The organism is [Flexibacter] sp. ATCC 35103, assembly GCF_001975985.1.
Taxonomy (GTDB): Bacteria; Bacteroidota; Bacteroidia; order Flavobacteriales; family Flavobacteriaceae; genus Flavobacterium.
Genome location: NZ_MTQF01000008.1, coordinates 1 through 11,500, shown reverse-complemented (window position 1 = coordinate 11,500; position 11,500 = coordinate 1). Strand labels below are relative to the sequence as shown.

The window sequence follows — 11,500 nt, the reverse complement described above, 5'->3', positions numbered from 1 at the left end:
CTGTGGATGATATTCTTCTAGAAGCTAATCGCCAAAGAACTCGTTACAAACGCATTCGTATCCGTTGGAACGTTATCTTTTGTGAAGATCTGATCTTTACTAGAAAGATTTCTTGCTTCTAATCTAAACATTACATTATCAGTAACTAAGTAATCAAAGTTAGCCGAAAATCCGTAAGTTTTAAAACCATTTGGTGTTTCAGTTGCGATGATAACACCTTTTTCATCACTATAATATTCGCCACGAGCGGCAAGCTGAATTTTATCAGTTGGTTTGTATTGCAGAATCAAAACTGGCGAAAACCACGTGTCGTATTTATTACTGTTTTTAGCCGCCTGTTGCGATCCAACATCAAAACCAGCCGTAACATTTGTTTTATCCGTTACTTTAAATTGTCCGTAGAAATTATTAAAATAACGCCATTTTTTGTCAATATCCGGTTGCTCATTTCCAACATAAGTGCTCCAGTTCAAAACTACTTTGTCCGATGGTTTGTAGGTAATTTGCGTTCCAAAAGCAGGCGTTTGATTTCCTTTTACCTTCTCAATACGCTGCCATCCATTCAAATACATTCCGGCCAAATACCATTTCCCAGATTCAGACGTATAGCCAATTTTAACTCCCGTTTCATAATAAGGCGAGTTTTCAGCCAAAATGCTTCGGGTCAAAGTCTGGCAATCTTTTCCAATAGCACTTTCAAAACCTATGTGAGCCGGCATAATTCCAGCATCAATCCATAAATTATGGCTTTGCGAAATCTTCACACCCACATTTGCCTCGTATATATTTTTCAATAAACCTTGTTCAGCCGCCATGTTATATTCGGCATAAGTTCCCGCCATTAAAGCAAAATTTCCGCGAATATTATCTTTCGAGTAATTCACTTTTGCCAAACCTAAATTAATATTCACTTCATTACTTTTATTATAATTGTAAAAAAAGCTCGGGCGCGTATGATCTTCCGGTTTTCCAAAATCATAACTATAATAAGTCTCTACATATCCTGAAAACGTAAACGGACTTTTTGTTTCTTCCTGAGCATGTAAGTTGCTAAAACCAAAAGCGATTAAAGCGGTAAGTATTATTTTTTTCATTTTTGTGGTATTCAATTATTTATTAGTAGATTTTTTTAGGAGCTATTTCCCGCTATCCGTTTCAATCTTTTACTTTTTAAAGAAAAAAGTAAAAGGATTTCCACTACTATCGGGGCTAGAGATTTGGGGTAAAAAAGGGTATTTATTATCCTAACAGTCCCGAAACTTCGGGATAAAACCTGTTAGGTATTTATTTTATTTATAAAGTTTATAATCGTTCCAATAGATCAGCCCATAGATTTGTCATTGCGAGGAACGAAGCAATCATATTTGCAAAATCAACTTTATGTATAATTGTTAGTGAGGTTGCTTCGTTCCTCGCAATGACAAAACAGGCGAATATCTTTGTCAAACCCAACAGGTTTTTAAAACCTTAGAACCTTAGTGACTCAGAATCTAAGAACCTTTTTTAGAAAGCTCATCTAAAGCCACATTCAATTCCAAAACATTAACTGTTTCAGGTCCCATAACAGCCGTATTAATGTTTGCTTCAACCAAAGCTTTTACTTTAGCTTCATCCAATTTTCTTTCTTTGGCAATACGTTTCACCTGAATCAAAGCACCTTGAGGAGAAATATTAGGATCTAATCCACTTCCTGAAGCTGTTACCATATCTGATGGAATTTCAGATTTTTTCAAATAAGGGTGAACCACTAAAAACGTGTCAATTCTTTTTTGAACCAAAGCTAGATATTCAGCATTACTTGGCCCTTTGTTACTTCCGGCACTTCCGGCAGCATTATAATCCACAGCCGAAGGTCTTCCCCAGAAATAATTCGACTTATCAAATTTCTGACCTATTTTTTGGTAACCAACCACTTTTCCGTTAACCGAAATAGTTTCTCCTTTTCCGTGATTAGGAGCAAATTGTGCAATTCCGTAAATCGCAAGGGGATAAATAACTGCAAACAGAATTACGGTAAGCAGTGTCAATTTTAATAGTGAAAATATTGTTTTCATTTTTTTAAAGTTTCTAAGGGACTAAGTCTCTAAGTTTCTAAGATTTTTTTGAAGATTGTGAGCGGCAAGTTTCTAAGATGCTAAGAAAAAAAACTTAGAACCTTAGCAACTTAGCATCTTAGTAGCTACATAAACAGAGCTACAACCAAATCAATTAATTTAATTCCGATAAAAGGGACAATCAATCCGCCTAAACCATAAATCAACAAGTTTCTTTTTAGGATTGCACTTGCACCAATTGGTTTATAATCAACACCTCTCAACGCTAATGGAATCAATATAGGAATGATGATTGCGTTAAAAATTACAGCTGATAAAATCGCACTTTCAGGGCTATGCAAACGCATGATATTTAAGCCTTCAAGCGCAGGAATCGCAGTAATAAAAAGAGCAGGAACAATAGCAAAATATTTCGCAACGTCATTTGCAATAGAAAAAGTAGTTAAAGTACCTCGAGTCATTAAAAGCTGTTTTCCAATTTCAATAATCTCGATTAGTTTAGTAGGGTCATTGTCAAGATCGACCATATTTCCGGCTTCTTTCGCAGCTTGCGTTCCGCTGTTCATGGCAACACCCACATTCGCTTGCGCAAGGGCAGGAGCATCGTTCGTTCCGTCACCCATCATGGCAACAAGTTTACCCAGGTTTTGTTCGTTTTTGATGTAATTCATTTTATCCTCAGGTTTCGCTTCGGCAATAAAATCATCAACACCGGCAGCTTCGGCAATAAATTTCGCCGTAAGCGGATTATCTCCAGTAACCATCACCGTTTTTACACCCATTTTTCTCAATCGGTCAAAACGTTCTTTCATTCCTGTTTTAATGATATCCTGCAATTCGATAACACCTTGAACCTGATCGTTTTTAATTACAACCAATGGCGTTCCTCCTTTAGACGAAATATCGATTACTTTTTGAGCAGTATCTTCAGGGAAAGAGTTTCCGGCTTGTTTTGCAATATTTTTTGCAGCATCCTGAGCACCTTTTCTAATATTAGTTCCATCTTTTAAAATAACTCCGGAAGTTCTGGTTTCAGCAGTAAATTTGATTAAAGTAGCACCTTCAATTGATAATTTATTGGCAGTTTCGGCTCCTGCCAGTTCCACGATACTTTTCCCTTCCGGAGTGTCATCTGCTAGTGAACTTAACACAGCAGATTTTATAAAATCTTCTTCAGTAACACCTTTTGCAGGGTAGAAGTTTGTTGCTTTTCTGTTTCCAATCGTGATTGTTCCGGTTTTATCCAAAAGCAATACATCAATATCTCCGGCAGTTTCAACCGCTTTTCCAGATTTTGTAATTACGTTAGCACGCAACGCTCTGTCCATTCCTGCAATACCAATTGCTGATAACAAACCACCAATTGTGGTTGGAATCAAACAAACGAATAACGCGATAAAAGCTGCAATCGTGATAGGCGCATTTGCATAGTCGGCAAACGGTTTTAGCGTAACGCACACAATCACGAAGATTAAAGTAAATGCAGCTAATAGAATCGTTAAGGCAATTTCGTTTGGTGTTTTCTGACGACTGGCACCTTCAACTAAAGCAATCATTTTGTCCAAAAAGCTTTCGCCAGGTTCAGAGGTTACGATTACTTTAATTTTATCAGATAATACTTTTGTTCCTCCGGTTACTGATGATTTATCACCACCAGCTTCCCGAATTACCGGAGCACTTTCTCCTGTAATGGCACTTTCGTCAATCGTTGCTAAACCTTCGATGATTTCACCATCAGTTGCAATTAAATCTCCTGATTCACAAACGAAAATATCTCCTTTTTTCAATTCAGATGAACTGATATTTTTGATTTCTCCGTTAGGCAAAATTTGTCTTGCTGGAGTTTCTTCACGTGTTTTTCTTAAACTATCCGCTTGTGCTTTTCCTCTTGCTTCAGCAATAGCTTCGGCGAAATTGGCAAACAAAAGTGTTGCAAGTAAAATTAAGAACACAATTAAATTATAGATGAAACTACCTTGGTCAGTTGCTCCCATTAAAATGGAAACACAAACGGCGAACATAATGGCAGTTCCTATTTCTACGGTAAACATTACCGGATTTTTGATCATCATTTTTGGATTCAGCTTGACAAAAGATTGCACTAAAGCTTCTTTTACCTGTTTGCTTTCAAACAATGAATTGGATTTATTAGTTGTCATTTTCTTGTAAAAAGTTAAATGTTATTTGTTAAATGTTATGCGTTGGAAAACAAATAGATTAGAAAACATAGCCAACGGTTTCAACCGTTGGAGCGCAACGTATATCATAATTTGTCCTCGTGGTTGAAACCACGAGCTATGTTTATTGAGCATTATTTTAGTGTAAAGTACTCCGCTAAAGGTCCAAGTGCCAACGCTGGGAAGAATGATAAAGCGGCAATAATTGCGATTACGGCAAAAACCATTATTCCAAAAATAGAAGTGTCGGTTTTTAAAGTTCCTGCACTTTCCGGAATGTATTTTTTATTAGCCAACAATCCTGCAATTGCCAATGGCCCAACGATAGGAATGAAACGGCTCAATAACAACACAATTCCTGTAGTGATATTCCAAAACGGATTGTTATCTCCCAAACCTTCAAAACCAGAACCGTTATTGGCAGCGCTAGAAGTATATTCGTATAACATTTCAGAGAATCCGTGATGTCCTGGATTGTTCAGCCAGCCTGTTGCGTTTCCGCTAAACCAGTAACCCATTGCAGTGTCGTTTGCAGCAAAATAAGAAGCCAAAGCAGTACCTGATAATATTAATAAAGGATGAAGGATTGCGATAAAAGCTGCAATTTTAACTTCCCGTGCTTCAATTTTCTTTCCTAAAAATTCTGGTGTTCGACCAACCATTAATCCGGAAATAAATACTGCCAGAATAATGAAAATATAGAAGTTAAGAATACCAACACCACAACCACCATAAAACGCATTTACCATCATGGCAAGCAATTCCATAGCTCCGGAAACCGGCATTGAACTATCGTGCATACTATTTACAGAACCTGTAGAAATTACGGTTGTTGCGATGCTCCAGAAACCTGAAACCGCTGGTCCAAACCGAACTTCTTTTCCTTCCATCGCTCCGGTTGTTTGGGCAATTCCCATTTTTTCTATAGCCGGATTTCCGTTGATTTCACTCACTACTGTTGGAATAACCAGTAATAAGAAACCAATCGTCATTACTCCAAAAATTACGTATGATAATTTCTTTTTCTTTAGATAAAAACCTAAAGCAAAAATCATCGCAAACGGAACAATTAATTGTGACCAAAGTTCCACAGCATTGGTAAAATAAGTTGGGTTTTCTAACGGATGCGCTGAGTTGGCTCCAAAAAATCCACCACCATTTGTACCTAAATGTTTAATGGCTATAAAAGCAGCTGCAGGTCCTCGGGAAACTTCTACGTGGTCACCTTGCAAAGTTGTGATAGCATCTTTACTATCAAAATCCATCGGAGTACCGCTGAATGCTAAAATAGTAGCAACAATTACTGAAAGTGGTAACAATATACGTGTACAGCTTTTAATGAAATAATTATAGAAATTCCCCAATTTATCTGTAGTTCTCTCTTTCATTGCAGTAAAAATCATTGCTGCAGCAGCCATACCGACACCAGCAGAAACAAATTGCAAGAACATTAAGAACATTTGTGATAAGTAAGAAACACCGCTTTCACCTGAATAATGCTGCAAGTTACAATTGACAACAAATGAAATGGCGGTATTAAAAGCCAAATCCGGTGACATTGACGGGTTGTTATCAGGATTTAAAAACAACGATCCCTGAAATAATAAAACAAAAAAGCAAAGAAAGAACCAAATCATATTGATACTTAAAAGAGCTTTTAAGTGTTGTTTCCAGTTCATTTCTTCAGTCGAATTAATACCGCTGATTTTAAAAATAAATTTTTCAATTGGATTGAAAATCGGATCAAACAATGTTTTATCTCCCAAATAAACTTTAGCAATATATTTTCCTAACGGAATGGCTAAAATTATTGAAACGATAAAAATACTGATGATGCCTAGTAATTCTGTGTTCATAATATGTGAGTTTTTGTAAAATGCAAAATGTGATTTGTAAGTAATTAAGATGTAAGACATCTAACATTTCACATCTGATTTTTTACATGATTTAAAATTTTTCAGGTTTAATTAATACATAAACCAAATAGCCAAAAACGACGATGGAAACAATAAATAGTGCAGTCATGATTTAGATTTTTTCAAAAAATTCAACTGATTTAAAACAAATCGCAAACAACACAACGGCTAATGCGAGTAAAAGAAAAGTGATTAACATATTAGATGATTTTAGATTTTAGTCCCGAAGCCTCGGGATTGATTTTAGATTTAAAACTTTTAGCGATTAACCGAATAAACAATTAACCGATTAAACTTTTTTATACTCCCGAAGTATTAACTTGCTTGATATATTCCGCTTTTAGCGTTTGAGGAAAAAGGTGGGAGATATTACAGTGACGAACCTCCATAAATGAAGAAACCGAGAAAACGTACACATTAGAAATGGCGTTTTTAGTTTCGATACTTCCGTTAATAAAAAGGCGTTCAGCAAGTGCCAGACATTTTTTTGCACGAACGATGTTACCGGAAATAATTGATTTTTTGGTAATATCAGCAAAACGTTCCGCTTGTTTGTAGATTGAAGTGACTTGATTTTTCATGAGATGAATTTTTATGTTCTTCCCACTTATGCCAAAAGTCAGACCGAAAAAGAGAGATAATAAGCAAAGTGCTGTCAATAAAAGGATTGCGTGTTCGTGCCAAAAATCAGGCATAAAAAAAGCCTATCAAAATGATAAGCTTTTATTGAAATGATAGGTATTAGAATTTGTATTATGAATTTTAAAAGTCCCAGCGGGATGTCATATTTATAGAAAATGTTGAATCCATATTAGAGAGCCCCAGAGGGGTGACATTTTTTTGGATTGTGTAGGTGTCGCTCCGCTGGAGCTTTTATCATTAGCAATAAACGATCTATAAATATGGCACTTCTCTGAAGCTTTAAAAATTGAATTTGAAATTTGTCATTGATATTGAAATTTAAATACTATTATTGAATACTATATTCTTCTAATTTTCGATATAAAGTAGCAATTCCAATTTCGAGTAAACGAGCAGTTTCTGCTTTATTGCCTTTCGTATAATTTAAAACCTTCTGAATATGTAATTTTTCGACACTTTGCATCGAGAAAGCCGACATAGATTTGGTTGGTTTTTCAGGTTGATGTTGCATTTCGTAAGGCAAAACATCAGCGGTCAAAATATCTCCGTTACTTAAAATTACAGATCTTTCTATAATGTTTTTAAGTTCGCGAATGTTTCCCGGCCATGAATAATTTTCTAATTTCTGAAGAAAATCATCAGAAATGTTCAAAGTCTTTTTATTCGTTTTTTCAGAAAACTGTTGTACGAAATATTGAGTTATCGGAGCAATATCTTTAATTCTTTCCCTTAACGGAGGAAGTTTTATTTCGAAAATATTCAAACGAAAGTACAAATCAGAACGAAAACGGTGTTCATCACTTTCTGTTTTCAAATCCCGGTTTGTTGCAGCAATCAATCTGAAATTTGATTTTTTGGGAGTCGTATCTCCAACCGGAATATATTCGCTGGTTTCTAAAACACGTAATAATTTGGCTTGAAGTTCAATTGGCATTTCTCCAATTTCATCCAGAAACAAAGTTCCGCCATTTGCTTCTTCAATAAATCCTTTTTTATCTTTTAAAGCTCCCGTAAAAGCACCTTGTTTATGTCCAAAAAGTTCACTCTCTAAAATTTCCTTGCTAAAAGTACTGCAGTTTAGAGCCACGAACGATTTACCAACACGATTACTATTTTCATGAATCGCTTGTGCAAAAACCTCTTTTCCGGTTCCCGTTTCTCCGGTAAGTAAAACGGTAGAATCGGTTTTGGCTACTTTTTTGGCAAGATCAATAACCTGTTCAATTCCTTTTGATTTTCCTATAATGGTATTAAAAGAGTATTTATCGCCAATACGTTTTTCGAGCTGTTTGACCTTTTTCTGCAAATGTGCTTTTTCGACCGCTTTGTATAAAAGCGGAATAATTTTGTCATTATCATCACCTTTTACAATATAATCAAAAGCGCCATTTTTCATGGCCTGAACGCCATCCGGAATATTGCCAAAAGCAGTTAACAGAATAACTTCAATCAAAGGAAAACTTCCTTTTATGTTTTGCAGAAAATCAACACCATTTCCGTCAGGCAGTTTTACATCACATAAAACAACATCAATCTCAGTTTGTTCCAGTTTCTTAAAACCTGATTTAAGATCTTTGGCTTCAAAAACTTCAAACCCTTCTGATTTTATAATGCGCGCCAACAGACTTCTCAGTTTTTCTTCGTCGTCTATAATTAAAATTTTATGTGTCATTTGAGGAAAATTCTAGAATAGAAATTTATTTTTGAGATACAAATTTAGAACTTAAATCAGTTCTCTTTTTTGATTCATCAGAAATTCTTTCGAAATTTTCAAAATCATTACATTAATCCTCACCATGATCAATTTAGTAAAAGAAACGTATCTTTAAAATCTCTAAATCAGTCCCCTCAAATGAAAAAACCACAACCAATAACAAAACCAATTTTAGTAGCAGCGTTACTTATAATTAATGGAGTGTTTTTCTGTTCAGCAAATAATATCACAAGAACAATAGATCCTCCCAAATCGAATTTGATTTCATTTAAAATCAAATTAAAATCAGCCCAAAAAGTAAAAATTGAAACAGCACCTTTAAAATATAATAAACATTTAGCCTATAGTTTTACGCTTGATGATGGTTATCGATCTGCTTACTTAGCCGCTTTTTCTTTATTAAATGGAGGAAAAATAAGTGCTCCCTCAATAAGTGAATGGAAAAATGACCAAGGCGGAGATGGTACAAACTCAAAAGGACTTTTTTATTCAGACGGTTTAGGAAATAAAATCCCCTTCAAATTAGCTTTAGCCATAAACGGAGGAGCAATTGGCGATGCACCACAAAATAGAGGACATCTTTCCTGGGCTGAGGTAAAAGAAATGTACGATGCAGGTTGGGATATTTTAAATCACGGTTTGCATCACGCTACCAAACACGGAACAAATTTCCTGACCGAAGTAACAGAGAATACAACCTCGATAAAGAAAAACTTAGGATTTACCATGTCGCAATTTGTAGTTCCAGGCGGTGAAAGCGATCCCGGATATCAGTTAGAATACGAAAGAGACGCCCTTGCCAATGGTTCTTTTTCCGTTGCGTCTTATGTAGGAGCAGGGCCGGTTATCAAAGTAGATCAAAAAGTAAATCTAGATAAAATGATTTATGCCCGAACTTTTGTGCAGAGTTCAAAAGACACAGTTGGTTTCAAAACAATGGATCGCTTTTTAGCAACGTTTGATTCGGTGGCAAAATTACCCAATCCAATTTGGTACAACGAATTTACACACGGAGTAGGGAATGACGATCTTTGGAATTTAAGTATGCGTTTTCCCGATTTCAAATATTACATGACAACAATCGCAAACAAATACGGTTCAACCGGAAATGATTCCATCTGGATGGCACCTTGGCAAGAAGTATACGAGTATATTTGGTTGCGGGATAAAGTCAAAATCAACTATGAACAAAAAGATAAAGAAGTTTTAGTTACAATCGAACTTCCTGAAATTCCCGAAACATTTAGATATCGCGCTATTTCATTAATTGTAGATACAAAGTCAAAATTCGAAATAGAATCAAAAGAATCCAATATTGCCATTTCCAATGATGGCAAAACAACACATAAACTCATTAACCTTCAATTCAATCCATAATACTTGTAGGTACAAATATTATAATTCTATTAACACGAAAGAATTTAGGCTTTGTCGTAAATGAATTAATTTTGCATAAAAGCTACATTATATATGAAAGACCCAATTTCAATCTCGATATTAGAATTAGCTATCATCACACAAGATAGCAATGCACCCGAAACATTTCAAAAAACAAAAGAAATAGCCCAACTTGCAGACAACTTAGGTTATAAGCGTTTTTGGCTGGCCGAACATCACAATATGGCACACGTTGCCAGTTCTGCAACCGTAGTCTTAATTGGTTATATCGCCAGTCAAACGAAAGACATACGAGTAGGTTCAGGCGGAATCATGTTACCCAATCACTCTCCTCTAATAGTAGCCGAGCAATTCGGAACCCTGGAAACACTTTATCCCAATAGAATCGATTTAGGATTAGGAAGAGCACCGGGAACAGATCAGCCAACTGCCGAAGCCATCCGAAAAGACTTTTTTGAGCAAGCACAACGTTTTCCTCAAAACGTTACCAAACTTCAGGATTACTTCTCAGCCGAAAATGCCACAGCAAAAGTAAGAGCCTTTCCAGCCGAGGGAACCAATGTTCCAATCTGGATTCTGGGTTCAAGCATGGATAGTGCCGCCCTTGCCGCAGCTTACGGATTACCGTATGCATTTGCAGGACATTTTGCACCACGCCAAATGATACAGGCCTTTGAGTTCTACCGCGAAAATTTTCAGCCATCATCAGTTTTAGATAAGCCAAAAACAATGGCCTGCGTCAATATCATTGCCGCCGATACAAATGAAGAAGCCGAAAAGTTATCTACAAGTTTATATCAAATGTTTCTCAACCTAATTAGAAACGACCGTAAAGGTTTACAGCCACCCGTAGATTCACTAGACGATATTATGAGCGAAGAAGAACGTTTCCATGTCAATCAAATGACTGCATGTACCTTTACAGGAAACAAAGAACAGCTAGTAACAGATCTTAAAAAGTTCATCGACTACGCACGTGTAGACGAGCTAATGGCAACAGGTCCAATTTTCGATCATCAAGCCAAACTCAAAAGCATCCACATTACAAAAGAAGTAATAGATAGTATAAACAATATATAAGGACAGTTTTCTCTCTCCTAATATATAAGGTAAGATTTCAAACCCCAAACCCGACAGTTTTTCAAAAGCTGTCGGGTTTATTTTTGTACCTATATATAAGAGCAACTATTGTCCCGCTGAGCGAAGTCGAAGCCTTTAGATTTTAGATTTTGGAATTTGAAAAATTTGGAATTTAGTTTTAAGGATCAGGAGCTATTTCCCGCTATCCGTTTCAATCTTTTGCTTTTTAAAGGAAAAAGCAAAAGGATTTCCACTACTATCGGGGCTAGGAGAGCAGCTTTCAAAAGAACATTTGAGATAAAGAGAAATAAAAACGCTTCAAAATCAAAACTTAGCGCCTTTGCGTCTCTGCGAGATTAAAAAAAAGTCAAAATGTAGCCTGGCGTTCTTTGCGAAACAAACCCAAAAAGGAAAATCCTTGGCGTCTTTGCGGTAAAATCAGCCCAAACCACCTAAAACCTCACAAGCATCAAAAAAACTTTGTATTGTAAAAAACTACAAACCAGCCACTTATAAAAA

Annotated in this window: 9 protein-coding genes; 2 read left to right on the top strand and 7 right to left on the bottom strand. The window is 36.0% G+C overall.

The features are described from left to right. Positions 1-17: 17 nt before the first annotated feature. The 7 genes from BXU01_RS17385 to BXU01_RS17355 form a co-directional block, all read right to left on the bottom strand. The gene (locus tag BXU01_RS17385) at positions 18-1,094 is read right to left on the bottom strand and encodes a porin (RefSeq protein ID WP_083694355.1); all 1,077 of its coding nucleotides are present in this window, start codon (positions 1,092-1,094) and stop codon (positions 18-20) included. A 396-nt stretch (positions 1,095-1,490) separates the two neighbouring features. After that, entirely contained in the window at positions 1,491-2,054 is a 564-nt protein-coding gene (locus BXU01_RS17380; protein WP_083694354.1) for a K(+)-transporting ATPase subunit C, read from the bottom strand. A gap of 125 nt (positions 2,055-2,179) precedes the next feature. Further along, positions 2,180-4,213: a potassium-transporting ATPase subunit KdpB gene (gene kdpB / locus BXU01_RS17375; protein ID WP_083694353.1), complete on the bottom strand. Its 2,034-nt coding sequence runs from the start codon at positions 4,211-4,213 to the stop codon at positions 2,180-2,182. Positions 4,214-4,365: 152 nt separating this feature from the next. Further along, positions 4,366-6,087, bottom strand: coding sequence for a potassium-transporting ATPase subunit KdpA (kdpA, locus tag BXU01_RS17370; RefSeq protein ID WP_083694352.1), 1,722 nt, complete (start codon positions 6,085-6,087; stop codon positions 4,366-4,368). 91 nt (positions 6,088-6,178) lie between these two features. Then, the gene (gene kdpF, locus BXU01_RS17365) at positions 6,179-6,256 is read right to left on the bottom strand and encodes a K(+)-transporting ATPase subunit F (protein WP_082421266.1); all 78 of its coding nucleotides are present in this window, start codon (positions 6,254-6,256) and stop codon (positions 6,179-6,181) included. A 190-nt stretch (positions 6,257-6,446) separates the two neighbouring features. Beyond that, entirely contained in the window at positions 6,447-6,728 is a 282-nt protein-coding gene (locus BXU01_RS17360; RefSeq protein ID WP_055094560.1) for a hypothetical protein, read from the bottom strand. A 389-nt stretch (positions 6,729-7,117) separates the two neighbouring features. Further along, positions 7,118-8,461, bottom strand: a complete 1,344-nt coding sequence (locus BXU01_RS17355) for a sigma-54 dependent transcriptional regulator (protein ID WP_083694351.1) — start codon at positions 8,459-8,461, stop codon at positions 7,118-7,120. Positions 8,462-8,641: 180 nt separating this feature from the next. On the opposite strand from BXU01_RS17355, the gene BXU01_RS17350 reads away from it, so the two are divergent. Both BXU01_RS17350 and BXU01_RS17345 read left to right on the top strand, forming a co-directional pair. Next, the gene (locus BXU01_RS17350; RefSeq protein ID WP_083694350.1) at positions 8,642-9,880 is read left to right on the top strand and encodes a polysaccharide deacetylase family protein; all 1,239 of its coding nucleotides are present in this window, start codon (positions 8,642-8,644) and stop codon (positions 9,878-9,880) included. A gap of 93 nt (positions 9,881-9,973) precedes the next feature. Beyond that, positions 9,974-10,981, top strand: a complete 1,008-nt coding sequence (locus BXU01_RS17345; RefSeq protein ID WP_083694349.1) for an LLM class flavin-dependent oxidoreductase — start codon at positions 9,974-9,976, stop codon at positions 10,979-10,981. The last annotated feature ends 519 nt before the right edge of the window (positions 10,982-11,500 follow it).